Genomic DNA, 14,563 nt, shown 5'->3' on the forward strand with positions numbered 1-14,563 from the left:
AAACATCCCTGCCCGTAACAGCCACGTTACGGCCCAAATCCGTCGAGTGCTTGAAAAAACGGAAGCGCAAGGCTCCGTAACAAATGGCACAAACTTATCGCCCTGCCGACGTGGCAGTTAAGACCGAGCCTCTACAGGTGATGTCCGCGCCCTCTGTTGGAAGCCATTTAGGCAGGATCAAAAGGCAATATCAACGATGAATTTTACGCAAAATTAAGAAGCGGGCATTGACTCCGCCTGCCCTTTTCGGGCGTCACACCACCGTCAAAAAAGAATCGCTTTTGAATCAAGGAGATTCCCCGTTCGGGCTATTTGGACACGCATGGAAAGAAAAAAAATAAAAATCTTCTTGACTCCCCCCTGGTCCCGGAACGTCGGGTCAGAGTCGCGTGGCGTGAAAGCATCCTTGCGCAAGTGTTTGTTATCAAACAATTTTTCCTGTCATGGCGCTGACACGAAACAGTCGCAGGATTAACCATAGAGGGGCTGATCGGCGGAATCGAAAAAGCCCGGTAAAATTACCGGGCTAATCATAACGAGGAAGTTCTTAACGGAAGATTACGCGGTCGCGGTGACCGAAAGAGCCTTCACACGAGCGGCCAGGCGCGAGACCTTGCGCGATGCCGTGTTGGCATGCAGCACGCCCTTGCTGGCGGCGCGGGCAAGCTCGGGCTGAGCCGCCAGGAAAGCTTCCTTCGCCTTGGCGGCGTCACCGGATGCGATGGCCTCTTCGACCTGGCGAACGAACGTACGAACGCGCGAGCGACGAGCCTTATTGACGTCGGTACGGCGGGCGATCTTGCGGGTCGCTTTTTTCGCCGAAGTTGTATTGGCCATGGATGCCTCTCTCAAGAATTCGAACAAACTCCGCCATTACCGCGGGCCCTGCGGCCACAAAATCCAGCAATGCGGGAGCAATCGCGGAAAACCAAACCGGCTTTCCGAACCGTGGGCGGGCATATAACTCTAAAGCCGGCCCACGTCAACGCGGATTTTCAAGCTTTGCAGCCGGAACCGCCGAAAAGCGTTCAACGGTGCTTAAAAGCCGGTTTGCGCTTCTCGACGAAGGCCGCCATGCCTTCCTTCTGATCGTCGGTGGCAAACAGACTGTGAAACAGCCGGCGTTCGAAGCGGAGCCCCTCCTCCAGCGTGGTCTCGAACGCGCGATTGACCGCCTCCTTGGCCATCAGCACCGAAGGCTGAGAAAGCGAGGCGATCTTTTCCGCCGCCGCCAACGCCTCGTCGAGCAGACGCTCGGGCGCCACCACACGCGAAACGAGTCCCGAGCGTTCGCCTTCGGCCGCATCCATCATGCGGCCGGTCAGGATGAGATCCATTGCCTTCGCCTTGCCGACGGCGCGCGTCAGCCGCTGCGAGCCGCCCATGCCGGGGATGACGCCGAGGGTGATTTCCGGCTGGCCGAACTTCGCCGTTTCCGAAGCGATGATGAAATCGCACATCATCGCAAGCTCGCAGCCGCCGCCGAGCGCAAAGCCGCTGACGGCGGCGATGACCGGCTTGCGGGCCTTGGCGACCTCCTCCCAGCCGCTGATGAAATCACTCTTATAGATATCGGCGAACTGAAGCGCCTGCATCTCCTTGATATCGGCGCCGGCGGCAAAGGCGCGTTCCGAACCGGTGATGACGATCGCGCCGACCGCCTCGTCGGCATGGAAGGCGGCATAGGCCTCCTTCAACTCCTTCAGGACGGTGGAATTCAGCGCGTTCAGCGCCTGCGGTCGGTTCAGCGTGACGAGGCCGACATTGCCTCGGGTTTCGACGATCAGGGTCTCATAGGCCATGCTGTTCTCCCGTTCTTACTTCTGGCAGGTGGCGCAATAGAAGGTGGAGCGGCCCGCCTGGACGATGCGGGCGACCGTACCGCCGCAGCCGGGCGTGCGGCAAGCCTGACCTTCGCGATCATAGACGGAGAAGGAATGCTGGAAATAGCCGAGCGATCCGTCGGTCTGGATATGGTCGCGCAGCGAGGATCCGCCGGCGGCGATGGCATCGGCAATGACATGGCGGATCGAGGCGACGAGCAGGTTGAGCTGCTCCTTCGGCCGGCCGCCTGCCGTCACCAGCGTGCCGGCGGCGCGGATCGGCGAAAGATGGGCGCGCCACAGCGCCTCGCAAACATATATATTGCCGAGACCGGCAATATTCTTCTGGTCGAGCAGCGCACTCTTCAACGGCTGCGCCTTGTCGCGGAAGCGCTCGGCGAGATAGGCGGCGCCGAGCTCGTTTCCCGTCGGCTCCGGGCCGAGATCGCGGAAGAAGGGATGGGCGGCAAGATCGGCGCGCCCCACCATATCCATGAAGCCGAAACGGCGCGGATCATTATAGACAACGCGGCGCGGACCGGCTGGACTTTCCAGATGAAAGACGACGTGATCGTGCTTCTCGTCCTTCGAGCGGGCATGGTGGAATTCGCCAGGCGTGGCCGCGCCAGCGCCCTCCTCGATGCGACCCTCCTCGATCCGAAAAGAGCCGGACATGCCGAGATGGGAAATCAGCGTGTTGCCATCGTCGAGATCGACCAGCAGATATTTGGCGCGGCGGCCAAGGCTGACGATGGTGCGGCCGGAAACCCTGTCGGCGAAAGCGTCGGGAAAGGGAAAGCGCAGATCCCCACGGCGCAGCTCAAGCCTGGCAATACGAGCCCCCTCCATCGCCGGCGCCAGGCCGCGTTTTACCGTTTCGACTTCTGGCAATTCCGGCATCTTAACCCATCTGTATCTAACGTGTTTCAACCGAGGACGATGTGCGCTATAGCGCCAGTGGTCCGCGGAGAGCGCGGCCCAGTGATAACGTCGCGCGCGGTCTTTCGCTATGGCCTGCGCGGCTGAATATCGAGGAACGGAGCAGTCTGATGCCTGAAAGCCGCACTTCCGCCGATGGCGGCATGGAGACCTCCTACGGCTTCCGCGAGGTGCCGGGCGGCGAGAAGCAGGACCTGGTCAACCAGGTGTTCCACAAGGTCGCCAAGCGCTACGACATCATGAACGACGTCATGTCGATGGGCATGCACCGCGCCTGGAAAGACGCGATGATTTCGGCGCTGAACCCGCGCAAGGAGCAGGGCTACAAGGTGCTCGACGTTGCCGGCGGCACCGGCGACATCGCCTTCCGCATCGTCGAGGCCTCGGGCCGGCAGGCGCATGCGACCGTGCTCGATATCAACGGCTCGATGCTCGGCGTCGGCGCCGAGCGGGCGGAAAAGAAGAAGCTTTCCGGCAATCTCACCTTCGTCGAGGCGAATGCCGAGGAACTGCCCTTCGAGGCGGCGAGCTTCGACGCCTATACGATCGCCTTCGGCATCCGCAACGTGCCGCGGATCGATGCCGCACTGTCAGAGGCCTATCGCGTGCTGAAGCGCGGCGGACGGCTGCTGGTGCTCGAATTTTCCGAGGTCGACATGCCGCTGCTCGACAAGATTTATGACGCCTGGTCGTTCAATGCCATTCCGCAATTCGGCAAGGCGATTACCGGCGATGCCGAACCCTACCAGTATCTGGTGGAATCGATCCGCAAATTCCCCAACCAGGAGAATTTCGCGGCGATGATCCGTCAGGCCGGCTTTTCCCGCGTCACCTACACCAACTATACCGGCGGCATCGCCGCGCTGCATTCCGGCTGGAAGCTCTGAGGGAATGAGGGAAGCAAACACCAACCTCGGCCGGCGGGGCACTGCAGCATGAGCACGTTCGGGGCCTATTTCCGCCTTTGGCGCGTCGGCTGGGTGCTCGTGCGTGAGGGCGTCGTGTCAGCTCTGCCGTCCGAAGGCCTGCCGCCTCCGGTGGCGCTCGCCAAATCCTTCGTGACGATTTTCGAGCGCAGCAAGGCGCGCCATCAGAAGCGCAGCGACCGGTTGGCGCATGCCGTCGAGCGGCTCGGCCCCTCCTATGTGAAAATCGGGCAGTTCCTGGCAACGCGGCCTGACGTGGTCGGCGTCGAATTCGCCAACGACCTGTCGCAGTTGCAGGATCGGATGGCCTTCTTCCCCTCGGCTGCCGCCAAGGCCAATATCGAAGGCTCGCTCGGGCGGCCGATCGGCGAACTCTATGCGAGCTTCGGCGAGCCGATCGCCGCCGCCTCGATCGCCCAGGTGCATCCGGCCGAAGTCGAAACATCCGAGGGCCGCAAGAAGGTCGCCGTCAAGATCGTGCGGCCCGGCGTGCGCCAGCGTTTTGCTCATGACATCGAGGCGATGTACCTCGTTGCCCATATGCAGGAGCGTTTCCTGGCCTCCAGCCGACGGCTGCGGCCGGTCGAGGTGACGAAGACGCTGGAGCAGACGACGAAGGTGGAGATGGATCTTCGCCTCGAGGCGGCCGCCCTCTCCGAAATCGCCGAGAATACCGAAAAGGATCCCGGCTTCCGCGTGCCGAAGGTCGACTGGGAGCGCACCGGGCGCGATGTCATCACCATGGAATGGATCGACGGCACCCGCATGTCCGACGTCGAAGGACTGCGCGCGGCCGGCCACGATCTCAACCTGCTTGCCGACACGCTGATCCAGTCCTTCCTGCGCCACACGCTGCGCGACGGCTTCTTCCATGCCGACATGCATCCGGGCAATCTCTTCGTCGATGCGGACGGCATGATCGTTGCGGTCGACATGGGCATTGTCGGACGGCTTGGCAAAAAGGAACGGCGGTTCCTCGCCGAAATCCTCTATGGCTTCATCACCCGCGACTATATCCGCGTCGCCGAGGTGCATTTCGAGGCGGGCTATGTGCCGGGCCACCACAATGTCGAGAGTTTTGCCCAGGCGATCCGGGCGATCGGCGAGCCGATCCATGGGCAGCCGGCCGAGACGATCTCCATGGGCAAACTCTTGACGCTGCTGTTCGAAGTGACCGAACTCTTCGACATGGCGACACGGCCGGAGCTGGTAATGTTGCAGAAGACCATGGTGGTGGTCGAGGGCGTGTCGCGCATGCTCAACCCGCGCTTCAACATGTGGAAAGCCTCCGAGCCTGTCGTCGGCGACTGGATCCGCACCAATCTCGGCCCGAAGCGGATCGCCACCGACCTCAAGGATGGGCTGAAGGCGGCGGTCAAACTTGCCGAAGCCGTGCCGGAAATTGCGGCGAAGACCGAAAAATTCCACCACCAGCTTCTGCACATGAGCGAACACGGCTTACGCTTCGACGCGCAGACGGCTGAGGCGATCGGCAAGGCCGAGGCGCGACACAACCGCTCGGCCAGGATCGCCCTTTGGGTCATTGCATTGACGCTTCTCTATATTGCCTGGATGCTGAGCTGATCCATCGGTAAAACATGCTGTGTTCGGCATTTAGGATATCCCATGCGACCGAGGGCTCGCTTAGTCTCGCCGTTAGAGCATGATGCCGAAGTGTAAGCGGTTTTCGGGCGACATCATGCTCTAGCTCTTTAATTTGGAACGGGATTCAGATTTTCGGCCGGACCGGCCTAAGATCATCCTGTTCTAGGAGATATGGCACATGCAGCACGAACGCCCTGGCATCGAACTTTCCGGACGGCCGCTCGGTTTTGCCGAGATGGTGACGATCGGTGCGGGCAAGGCGACGATTTCGGCTTCGGCCACCGGCATGGCGCGCATCGCCATTGCCCGCGAGATCGTCGAGGATGCGATCGCCTCCGGCATGCCCGTCTACGGCTCGACGACTGGCGTCGGCGCCATGAAGGATGTGGAATGGTCGGCCGACGAACTCGACACCTTCAATCTCGGCCTGGTGCGCGCCCATCATTTCGGCACCGGCACGCCGTTTTCCTGCAATGTCGTCCGCAATGCCATGGCGATCCGCGTCAATACGGCTCTGACCGGCCAGGTCGGCTGCACGCCGGAGTTGATCGAGGCCTATATCACCATGCTGAAAGCCGATCTCATCCCGGTCGTGCGCCGCACCGGCTCGATCGGCTGCGCCGATATCGGCCTGATGGGGCAGATCGGCGCGGTGCTGACCGGGGTCGGCGAAGCGATCTATCGCGGCAACCGCATGCAGGCAGCGGAAGCCTTCCGGGCGGCCGGGCTGGAGCCGGTGCGGATGGCGCCGCGCGACAGCCTCGCCTCGCTCAGCATCAATGCGGTAAGTTTTGCCGCGGCGGCGGAAACGACGCGCAATGCGGCGGCCTCGATCCGGATCCTGCTGGCGACGGCGATGATGGCGGCCGGTGCGCTCGGCGCATCGCGTGATCCGTGGAAGGCGGTCCGCCATGTCGGCACCGCGCGCGAGGCGCTGATCGGCGCCTGGCTCTGCAACGCATCCGATGACTGGAACTGGCCTGTTGCAACGCATGTGCAGGATCCGCTCAGCCTGCGCATGATTGCCCAGGTGTTCGGTGCGGTCATCGAAAACCTGCTATCGACCGGCCACAAAATCCTTGCCGCCACCGGGCGTTCGGACGACAATCCCGTGGTGGTCGAAGGCCGGGTGATGACCTCGGGCGGATCGCTTCCGCTCGACGTGACGATCCTGCTCGAATCGGCCGCCCTCTGCATGGCGCATGCGGCGCGCAACGCCTTCAACCGCTGCGTCATTCTCGGCAACGGCCAGCGGCGCGACCTGCCGGTCAATCTCGTGCCGCCGGGGCGGATCGCCACCGGATTCGGGCCGATCATCAAACTTGCCGGCGAGATTTTTTCGCGCGTGCTGTCGATGTCCAATCCGGTGTCGGCGCAGTCGCTGGTGGTGGCGGCCGGGCTGGAGGACGAGGCGGCGTTCCTGCCGCTGGTCATCGAGCGCTTCGAGCGGCAGATGCAGGCGTTGAAGCGCCTGGCGGCGCTGGAGGCACTGCTCTCCGCCCAGGCGATCGACATCCTCGGCGATGAACCGAAGGGCGTTGCCGCCATGCTCTACGAGGTCGTGCGCAAACATGCGGATTTCTATATCGTGGACCGGCCGCTTTCGGCTGAGGTGGAGGCAATCGAGGAGGAGCTCGGCTCGGACGACTTCCTGTCGAGACTGACTGCACAGGTTCCGATCGCCTCCTTCGACGATTTCTTTGCGCTCGGATCACTGGAGCATATCGAGGAGCGGCTGACCCGCCACGAGGCGCAGGCAATCTGAACTCAGCTTTTTGGAGGAGCCGACATGGACTTCGATCTCGTTCTGCAGGGCACGGTGGTGCTGCCGGACCGCATTGTCGAAGCGGGTTATGTTGCCGTGCGCAACGGCAAGATCGCCGAGGTCGGCCTCGGCGTGCCGCCTGCGGCGCGGGAACGCCACCTGCTCGGCAAAGCACTGATCCTGCCTGGCGCGATCGACGCGCAGGTGCATTCGCTCTCGCAGAAGGACCAGGAGGATTTCATCTGGTCGACGCGGTCGGCAGCGGCCGGCGGCGTGACAACAATCGTCGATATGCCCTATGACGAGGGCGATCTTGTCTGCTCGGCGGCGGCGGTCAAACGCAAGATCGACCATGCCGGGCAGCAGGCGCGCGTCGACTTCGCGCTTTACGGCACCGTCGACCCGGAAGAAGGCCCGGCGCGGATCGGCGAGATGGTCGAGGCCGGCGTTGCGGCGTTCAAATTCTCGACCTTCGGCACCGATCCCAAGCGTTTTCCGCGCATTCCGCCGACCCTGCTCGACGCCTGTTTTGCGGAGATCGCTCCGACCGGGCTGACGGCAGGCGTGCACAATGAGGATGACGAGGCGGTGCGCAGCTATATGGCTGAGGTGAAGGCAAGCGGCGTCACCGACTGGCGGGCGCACGGCCTGTCACGGCCGCCGATCACTGAGCTGCTGGCGATGCATACGATCTTCGAGACCGGTGCCGTGACCCACTGCCCGGCGCACGTGGTGCACTGCTCGCTCGGGCGCGGCTACGATATCGCCCGCGCCTATCGCCGCGACGGCTTTGCGGCGACGGTCGAATGCTGCATCCATTATCTGACGCTCGACGAGGAAAACGACGTGAAGCGCCTCGGTGGCAAGGCGAAGATCAATCCGCCGGTGCGGCCGCGCGCCGAGGTGGAGACGCTCTGGCGGAAGGTGGCCGAGGGTGATGTCTGGCTGGTCTCGACCGATCACGTCAGCTGGTCGGAAAACCGCAAGACCAATCCCGACATGCTCGCCAACGCCTCAGGTGTTCCCGGCCTCGAGGTGATGGTGCCGCTCTTCGTCAAAGGCGCCATCGAACGCGGCATTCCCCTGACCTGGGCAGCGCGGCTCATGGCCGAAAATCCGGCCAGGCATTTCCGGCTCGACCATATCAAGGGGGCGCTGACGCCGGGCAAAGATGCCGATATCACCGTGCTCGAACCGAGGGACAGCGTCTATGACGCTGCGGCAAGCGGCAACAATGTCGTCGGCTGGAGCCCTTACAACGGCATTCGCCTGCCCTGGACCGTTTCCGCCACCTATCTCAGGGGTGAAAAGATCGCCGAAGGCGGCAAGGTGCTGGCCGAGCCCGGCAGCGGACGGTTCGTGCGGCCGTTGCCGCGCCAGGTCATTGCGGGAACGGATGCATGAACCGAAATCTTCCCATCAATGCCGGCCGTATCGCCAGGGATATCGAGGCGCTGGCCGCGATTACCGAGCCGGGGCACCCCTGGACGCGGCGGGCCTTCTCACCGCTCTTTCTCGAAGGCCGGGCCTATATCGAAGCGAAGATGAAGGCGGCGGGACTGGAAACGCGGATCGATGCCGCCGGCAATCTGATCGGCCGGCGCACGGGCCGCAAGCCCTGGCTCGGCACGATCATGGTCGGTTCGCATTCCGACACGGTGCCGGACGGCGGCCGCTTCGACGGCGTTGCCGGGGTGGTCTCGGCGCTGGAAGTGGCGCGTGCGCTGAGCGACCAGGCGATCGAACTCGACCACGATCTGGAGATCGTCGACTTCCTTGCCGAGGAGGTTAGCATCTTCGGCGTCTCTTGCATCGGCAGCCGCGGGATGACCGGGCAATTGCCGGAAGCCTGGCTTTCCCGCGTCAGTGGCGGTCTCGATCTTGCCGAGGGCATCGCTGAGATGGGCGGCGAGCCCGGCGTGCTGGCGCAGCAGAAGCGGCCGGATCTCGCCGGCTTTCTCGAGCTTCATATCGAGCAAGGACCGGTGCTCGAAGCCGAAAGAGAGGATATCGGCATCGTCACCGCGATTGCAGGCATTACCCGCATCGAGATCACCGTCGAGGGACGGGCCGATCATGCCGGCACGACGCCGATGGACCGGCGGGCGGATGCGCTGGTGGCAGCCTCGCAGCTGGTGCTCGACATTCGCAACGCCGCGGCTGAGCTCTCCAAAACGCCGGGCCACTTCGCGGCGACGGTCGGTGAATTCAGGATCGAGCCGAATGCCGCCAATGTCGTGCCGTCGAAAGTGGTGCTGCTGATCGATGGCCGCGCCGAGATTCGTGCCGACATGGAGGCCTTCTGCCGCTGGCTCGATGGCCATGTCGAAAAGCTGGCCACCCCCTATGGCGTCACGATCGAGACGCCGAACCGGGTCTCCGACAATATGCCGACGCCGGGCGATGCCGGCCTGCTTTCGACATTGGAGACTGCCTGCCAACGCGTCGGCGCCAAACATCGGCGCATGGCCTCCGGCGCGGGACACGATACGGCCTGGATCGCCAAGGTGGCGCCGGCGGCGATGATCTTCGTGCCCTGCCGGGGAGGACGCAGCCATTGCCCCGACGAACGGGCGGAAAATGACGATATTGCGCTCGGCGCCGCCGTGCTGTTCGAGGCGGTGCGCGAGATGGACACGGATTTGACGCGGGAGAAGACCGATGGGACGCATACTGGTTGAGAAGGACGTGGAAGCCGCGGTCAAGGGCGGCTCCGTCTATGCCGCCGGTGGCGGCGGCTGGGCCGATCACGGGCGGATGCTCGGTTATGCCGCCGTCAATGTCGGCAAGCCCGAGCTGGTCTCGATCGACGAGTTGAAGGACGAGGAGTGGATCGCCACCGCGGCTGCGATCGGCGCGCCGGCCTCCACCACCCCCTGGGAAATGCAGGGCATCGATTATGTGAAGGCGGTGCAATTGCTGCAGGAGGCACTCGGCGAAAAGCTTTCCGGGCTGATCATCGGCCAGAACGGCAAATCCTCGACGCTGAACGGCTGGCTGCCGTCAGCGATCCTCGGTACCAAGGTGGTCGACGCGGTCGGGGATATCCGCGCCCATCCCACCGGCGACATGGGCTCGATCGGCATGGCCGGCTCGCCGGAGCAGATGATCCAGACCGCGGTCGGCGGCAATCGGGCCGAAAGCCGCTATATCGAACTGGTGGTGAAGGGCGCGACCGCGAAGATCTCGCCGGTGCTGCGCGCCGCCGCCGATCAATCCGGCGGCTTCATCGCCAGTTGCCGCAATCCGCTCAGAGCCTCCTATGTCCGCAGCCATGCGGCGCTCGGCGGCATTTCGATGGCACTTTCGCTCGGTGAGGCGATCATCGCGGCGGAGAAGAAGGGCGGATCTGATGTCATCGACGCGATCTGCAAGACGACGGGCGGACATATTCTTGCCGAAGGAATCATTACCCGCAAGGAGGTCGTCTACACCAAGGAAGCCTTCGACATCGGCACGATCACCGTCGGCGCGGGCGAAAAGTCGGTGACGCTGCATGTGATGAACGAATATATGGCGGTGGACGATGCGGATGGCGGGCGGCTTGCCACCTTTCCCGCGGTCATCACCACGCTTTCACCACAGGGCGAGCCGCTCAGCGTCGGCCAGCTCAAGGAGGGCATGCGGGTGTTCATCCTGCATGTGCCGATGGATATCATTCCGCTGTCGGCAAGCGTGCTCGATCCGACCGTCTATCCCGTCGTCGAAAAGGCGATGGGGATCGAGATCGCCCGCTATGCACTGGCGACGAAGGCCTGAGCCATGGCGCGCGATCGGGGTCTCGAAGAACTGATGCGTGAGGAACTCGGCGATCGGCCGGGTCTTGCCGAAAAATCGATGTTCGGCGGCTGGGCCTTCATGCTGAACGGCAATCTTCTCTGCTGCGCACGCCATGACGGCATGCTGATCCGTCTCGGCAAGGGCAATGACGACTGGGCGCTGGCACTGCCAGGCGTGATCCAGATGCTGTCGGGCGAGCGGGTGATGCATGGCTGGGTGCGAGGCGGTGCCGAAGTTTATGGCGACGATACCCTGAGACGGCGTTTGCTCGATGCGGCACTCGCCTATGTGGAATCGCTGCCCAGGAAATAACGAACGAAGGCAGAGCAAAACGAGGAACCCACGATGCCGAAGGCCAATCCACGTCATCCGAAATTTCCGATTCCCGGCGGGCCGGAACTGCGCGCCAAGGGCTGGCGGCAGGAGGCGCTGCTGCGGCTGCTCGAAAACGTGCTCTCCGTCGGCGAGGACCCCGACAATCTGATCGTCTACGCCGCGCTCGGCAAGGCGGCCCGCAACTGGGCGGCGCATAGGGGCATCGTCAAAGCGCTGACCGAGATGGACGAGGACCAGACGCTGCTCATCCAGTCCGGCAAGCCGATCGGCCTCGTTCGAACGCATGCCAAGGCGCCGCTGGTCATCATGGCGAACTGCAATATCGTCGGGCAATGGGCAAAGGCTGAAGTGTTCTACGAGCTGCAGCGCAAGGGGTTGATCTGCTGGGGCGGGCTGACGGCCGGCGCCTGGCAATATATCGGCAGCCAGGGCGTCATCCAGGGCACCTACGAGATCTTCATGCGCATTGCCGAGCGGCGCTTCGGCGGCGATCTCCTCGGCCGGTTCGTGCTGACGGCCGGCCTCGGCGGCATGGGCGGGGCGCAACCTCTCGCCGGCCGCATGGCAGGGGCTGCAATCCTCTGCATCGACATCGATCCGGAGCGCGCCCGCAAGCGCCAGCAGATCGGCTATCTCCAGGAAATCGCTCCCGATCTCGATACCGCCCTTCAGATGATCGATGCAGCGGTGAAGGACAAGCGGGCGCTGTCCGTCGGCCTCGTCGGCAATGCGGCGGAGGTCTATCCCGAGATCGCCCGGCGCGGCATCGTGCCCGACATCGTCACCGACCAGACCTCGGCGCATGACCTCGTCTACGGTTACGTGCCGAAGGGTATGAGCCTCGATCAGGTCAAGGGTCTGCGCGACGACGGCCAGGGGCAGTTGATGGCGGCAAGCCGGGCCTCGATCGTCGAGCATGTGACGGCGATGCTGGAATTCCAGAAGCGTGGCTCGGAGGTCTTCGACAACGGCAATCTCATCCGCACGCAGGCCCGCGAGGGCGGTGTCGCCAATGCCTTCGACATTCCGATCTTCACCGAAGCCTATCTCAGGCCGCTCTTTGCCCGGGCGATCGGCCCGTTCCGCTGGATGGCTCTGTCAGGCGAGGAGAGCGATATCGCCCGGATCGACGATCTGCTGCTCGAGATGTTTCCCGATAACAAGATCATCACCAACTGGATCCGGCTGGCGCGCGAGCATGTGCCCTTCGAGGGGCTGCCGGCCCGCATCGCCTGGCTCGGCCACGGCGAACGCACCGCACTCGCAAGGCGCGTCAACACGCTGGTTGCGAGCGGCGAACTCAAAGGCCCGGTCGCCTTCTCCCGCGACCATCTCGACGCCGGCGCCATGGCGCATCCGAATATCATGACCGAGGGCATGAAGGACGGCTCCGACGCAATCGCCGACTGGCCGCTGATCGATGCGATGATGCTCTGCTCGTCGATGGCCGATCTGGTCGTCATCCATTCCGGCGGCGGCGGCTATGCCGGCTACATGACGAGCTGCGGCGTCACCGTGGTCGCCGACGGCACGGATGCCGCCGACGAACGGCTCGACCATGCGCTGACCAACGATACGGCGCTTGGCGTCATGCGTTACGCCGATGCCGGTTACGAGGAGGCGCTGGATGAGGTGGCGAAGAAGGACGTGCCCTATATCCGGCTCGGTTGATGTGCGGGAGGCCGACGTCAGGCAATCAGATTGGAGACCTCGAGGAGGTTGCCGTCGGGGTCCCTGAAATAGACCGAGCGCAAACGCCCGGTCGCGCCGGTGCGCTCGACCGGACCCTCTTCGATGGCAACGCCTAAGGCCTCCAGATGGGCGATGACATCGGCAAGCTGAGTGTCGGCGATGAAGCAGAGGTCGCCGGAGCCGGGTGTGGGTTGCCTTGCCTTGGGATCGAATTCGTGGCCGGCATGGTGCAGATTAATCTTCTGCCCGCCGAATTTCAGTGCTTTACGGCCTTCAGCAAAGGTTTCGACCGACATGCCGAGGATGCGGGAATAAAAGTCGCAGCTGATGGCGATATCGGCGACGGTCAGCACGAGATGGTCAAGCCGGTCTATGCGGATCATGCTTTTCTCCTCGCGAGGTGCTGCGCAAGACAGGCGGAGACAAAGGCCAGCGCCAGCATGGCAAGCGTGAAGATAACGACGGCGGCCCAGCCTTCAACCGCGAAGAACCAGCCGCCCGCCGAACCCATGAGGCTGGAGCCGACATAATAGGCGAGCATATAGAGCGACGAGGCGTGCCCTTTGGTGCCATGTGCCAGCTTGCCGACAAGGCCGCTGGCGATCGAATGGCTCATGAAGAAGCCGGTCGTGAGCACGATGATACCGAGGATAATCGCCGGGAGCGAGGCAAAGAGCGTCAGCGCGCTGCCGGCGGCGGTGAGTGCCAGACCGAAGAGAAGCACGGAAAAGTGCCCGATCCGGTCTCCCAACAGGCCGCCGATCGAGGAGGCGCCGATGCCGAAGAGGTAGACGGTGAAGATCAGGCCGAGTTCGGTCTGGTTGAGGCCGTAGGGCGGCGCCACCAGGCGGAAGCCGGCATAATTGTAGATCGTCACAAAGGAGCCCATCGCCAGGAAGGCGATGGCGAAGATGAAGGGCAGCGCCGGATTGCGGAGATGGCCGAGCCAGGCCTTTGCATGAAAGCGTGGGTCGAAGCCCGGCCGGCGGACGAAATTGCGTGACGGTGGCAAGAGGGCGATGAAGCCGATCGCGGCGGCAAGGCCGATGGCGCCGATGATGAAGAGCGCCGGACGCCAGGTGAGATATTCGGCGAAGATGCCTGTCAGCACGCGGCCGGACATGCCGCCGAAGGCCGTGCCGCCGACATAGAGGCCCATGGTGGCGCCAAGGCCGCGCGGATCGATTTCCTCGGCGAGATAGGCCATGGCAACGGCCGGCACACCACCGAGAACAAGGCCCTGAAGCGCGCGGATGACGAGCAGCAGATGCCAGTTCGGGGCAAAGGCGGTGGCAATGGTCAGCAATGCCGCCCCGACCAGCGATATCGACATCAGGCTGCGGCGGCCGAGACCTTCCGAGAGGGCGGCGGCGCAGACGATGGCGACCGCCAGGAAACCGGTGGAGAGCGAAAGGGACAGCGAGCTTTCGGCCGGGCTGACAGCGAATTCCTGCGAGAAGATCGGCAGCAGCGGCTGGACGCAATAGAGCAGCGAGAAGGTGGCGAAGCCGGAAAGGAAGAGTGCCAGGCTGGCGCGGCGATAGGCGCCGGCGCCACGGGTCAGGTAGTGCTTCTGCCCTGGGGTCGCAGCTGTCTCGGAGGTCTTCACTGCATGCACTGACGTCGGCACATCTTCATCCTTCCAGCCTCCGATCTAGTCAAAGCGCCTCCATTTGTCCAATATATGAGACCGTCGA

The 14,563-nt window shown here is 63.4% G+C and carries 13 protein-coding genes; 8 read left to right on the top strand and 5 right to left on the bottom strand.

The window, feature by feature from the left end; translation table 11 throughout:
• Nucleotides 1-558: 558 nt before the first annotated feature.
• The 3 genes from rpsT to mutM form a co-directional block, all read right to left on the bottom strand.
• Entirely contained in the window at nucleotides 559-837 is a 279-nt protein-coding gene (rpsT, locus tag OS035_RS06930) for a 30S ribosomal protein S20 (protein ID WP_003570835.1), read from the bottom strand.
• A 191-nt stretch (nucleotides 838-1,028) separates the two neighbouring features.
• Complete coding sequence (locus tag OS035_RS06935) at nucleotides 1,029-1,802, bottom strand: enoyl-CoA hydratase (RefSeq protein ID WP_331813568.1); 774 nt, start codon at nucleotides 1,800-1,802, stop codon at nucleotides 1,029-1,031.
• A gap of 15 nt (nucleotides 1,803-1,817) precedes the next feature.
• Nucleotides 1,818-2,723: a bifunctional DNA-formamidopyrimidine glycosylase/DNA-(apurinic or apyrimidinic site) lyase gene (mutM, locus tag OS035_RS06940; RefSeq protein WP_097624638.1), complete on the bottom strand. Its 906-nt coding sequence runs from the start codon at nucleotides 2,721-2,723 to the stop codon at nucleotides 1,818-1,820.
• 149 nt (nucleotides 2,724-2,872) lie between these two features.
• Here mutM and ubiE point away from each other — a divergent pair, with 149 nt between their 5' ends.
• The 8 genes from ubiE to OS035_RS06980 all read left to right on the top strand — a co-directional run bounded on the left by ubiE (nucleotide 2,873) and on the right by OS035_RS06980 (nucleotide 12,845).
• Nucleotides 2,873-3,649, top strand: a complete 777-nt coding sequence (gene ubiE / locus OS035_RS06945; protein ID WP_097624637.1) for a bifunctional demethylmenaquinone methyltransferase/2-methoxy-6-polyprenyl-1,4-benzoquinol methylase UbiE — start codon at nucleotides 2,873-2,875, stop codon at nucleotides 3,647-3,649.
• Nucleotides 3,650-3,697: 48 nt separating this feature from the next.
• Nucleotides 3,698-5,272 carry a 2-polyprenylphenol 6-hydroxylase gene (gene ubiB, locus OS035_RS06950; protein WP_097624636.1) on the top strand — a complete coding sequence of 525 codons (1,575 nt, stop codon included), beginning with the start codon at nucleotides 3,698-3,700 and terminating at the stop codon, nucleotides 5,270-5,272.
• 199 nt (nucleotides 5,273-5,471) lie between these two features.
• On the top strand, nucleotides 5,472-7,058 hold the full coding sequence (locus OS035_RS06955) for an aromatic amino acid lyase (RefSeq protein ID WP_097624635.1): 1,587 nt from the start codon (nucleotides 5,472-5,474) through the stop codon (nucleotides 7,056-7,058).
• Between the two features lie 24 nt (nucleotides 7,059-7,082).
• Nucleotides 7,083-8,462, top strand: a complete 1,380-nt coding sequence (locus OS035_RS06960; protein WP_097624634.1) for a dihydroorotase — start codon at nucleotides 7,083-7,085, stop codon at nucleotides 8,460-8,462.
• The gene (locus OS035_RS06965) at nucleotides 8,459-9,739 is read left to right on the top strand and encodes a Zn-dependent hydrolase (RefSeq protein WP_097624633.1); all 1,281 of its coding nucleotides are present in this window, start codon (nucleotides 8,459-8,461) and stop codon (nucleotides 9,737-9,739) included. Before OS035_RS06960 ends, OS035_RS06965 begins: the two co-directional genes overlap by 4 nt.
• Nucleotides 9,720-10,817: a DUF917 domain-containing protein gene (locus OS035_RS06970; protein WP_097624632.1), complete on the top strand. Its 1,098-nt coding sequence runs from the start codon at nucleotides 9,720-9,722 to the stop codon at nucleotides 10,815-10,817. The genes OS035_RS06965 and OS035_RS06970 overlap by 20 nt, the downstream gene beginning before the upstream one ends.
• A gap of 3 nt (nucleotides 10,818-10,820) precedes the next feature.
• Nucleotides 10,821-11,150, top strand: a complete 330-nt coding sequence (locus OS035_RS06975) for a TfoX/Sxy family protein (protein WP_097624631.1) — start codon at nucleotides 10,821-10,823, stop codon at nucleotides 11,148-11,150.
• 33 nt (nucleotides 11,151-11,183) lie between these two features.
• The gene (locus OS035_RS06980) at nucleotides 11,184-12,845 is read left to right on the top strand and encodes a urocanate hydratase (RefSeq protein WP_097624630.1); all 1,662 of its coding nucleotides are present in this window, start codon (nucleotides 11,184-11,186) and stop codon (nucleotides 12,843-12,845) included.
• Nucleotides 12,846-12,862: 17 nt separating this feature from the next.
• On the opposite strand, the gene OS035_RS06985 is transcribed toward OS035_RS06980, so the two are convergent.
• Together OS035_RS06985 and OS035_RS06990 are read right to left on the bottom strand one after the other, a co-directional pair.
• Entirely contained in the window at nucleotides 12,863-13,249 is a 387-nt protein-coding gene (locus OS035_RS06985; RefSeq protein WP_097624629.1) for a VOC family protein, read from the bottom strand.
• Nucleotides 13,246-14,496 (bottom strand): MFS transporter, encoded by a 1,251-nt coding sequence (locus OS035_RS06990; protein ID WP_331813569.1) that lies wholly within the window; start codon nucleotides 14,494-14,496, stop codon nucleotides 13,246-13,248. The genes OS035_RS06985 and OS035_RS06990 overlap by 4 nt, the downstream gene beginning before the upstream one ends.
• Nucleotides 14,497-14,563: the final 67 nt, after the last annotated feature.

The sequence above is a fragment of the Rhizobium sp. 268 genome, assembly GCF_036571585.1.
GTDB classification, from domain to species: Bacteria; Pseudomonadota; Alphaproteobacteria; order Rhizobiales; family Rhizobiaceae; genus Rhizobium; species Rhizobium redzepovicii.

Excerpts from the sequence above, each read along its gene's own strand:
- rpsT (WP_003570835.1), bottom strand. The coding sequence starts at position 837 with ATGGCCAATACAACTTCGGCGAAAAAAGCGACCCGCAAGATCGCCCGC.
- OS035_RS06965 (WP_097624633.1), top strand. The coding sequence starts at position 8,459 with ATGAACCGAAATCTTCCCATCAATGCCGGCCGTATCGCCAGGGATATC.
- OS035_RS06970 (WP_097624632.1), top strand. The coding sequence starts at position 9,720 with ATGGGACGCATACTGGTTGAGAAGGACGTGGAAGCCGCGGTCAAGGGC.
- OS035_RS06980 (WP_097624630.1), top strand. The coding sequence starts at position 11,184 with ATGCCGAAGGCCAATCCACGTCATCCGAAATTTCCGATTCCCGGCGGG.
- ubiE (WP_097624637.1), top strand. The coding sequence starts at position 2,873 with ATGCCTGAAAGCCGCACTTCCGCCGATGGCGGCATGGAGACCTCCTAC.
- OS035_RS06935 (WP_331813568.1), bottom strand. The coding sequence starts at position 1,802 with ATGGCCTATGAGACCCTGATCGTCGAAACCCGAGGCAATGTCGGCCTC.
- ubiB (WP_097624636.1), top strand. The coding sequence starts at position 3,698 with ATGAGCACGTTCGGGGCCTATTTCCGCCTTTGGCGCGTCGGCTGGGTG.
- OS035_RS06955 (WP_097624635.1), top strand. The coding sequence starts at position 5,472 with ATGCAGCACGAACGCCCTGGCATCGAACTTTCCGGACGGCCGCTCGGT.
- mutM (WP_097624638.1), bottom strand. The coding sequence starts at position 2,723 with ATGCCGGAATTGCCAGAAGTCGAAACGGTAAAACGCGGCCTGGCGCCG.
- OS035_RS06985 (WP_097624629.1), bottom strand. The coding sequence starts at position 13,249 with ATGATCCGCATAGACCGGCTTGACCATCTCGTGCTGACCGTCGCCGAT.
- OS035_RS06960 (WP_097624634.1), top strand. The coding sequence starts at position 7,083 with ATGGACTTCGATCTCGTTCTGCAGGGCACGGTGGTGCTGCCGGACCGC.
- OS035_RS06975 (WP_097624631.1), top strand. The coding sequence starts at position 10,821 with ATGGCGCGCGATCGGGGTCTCGAAGAACTGATGCGTGAGGAACTCGGC.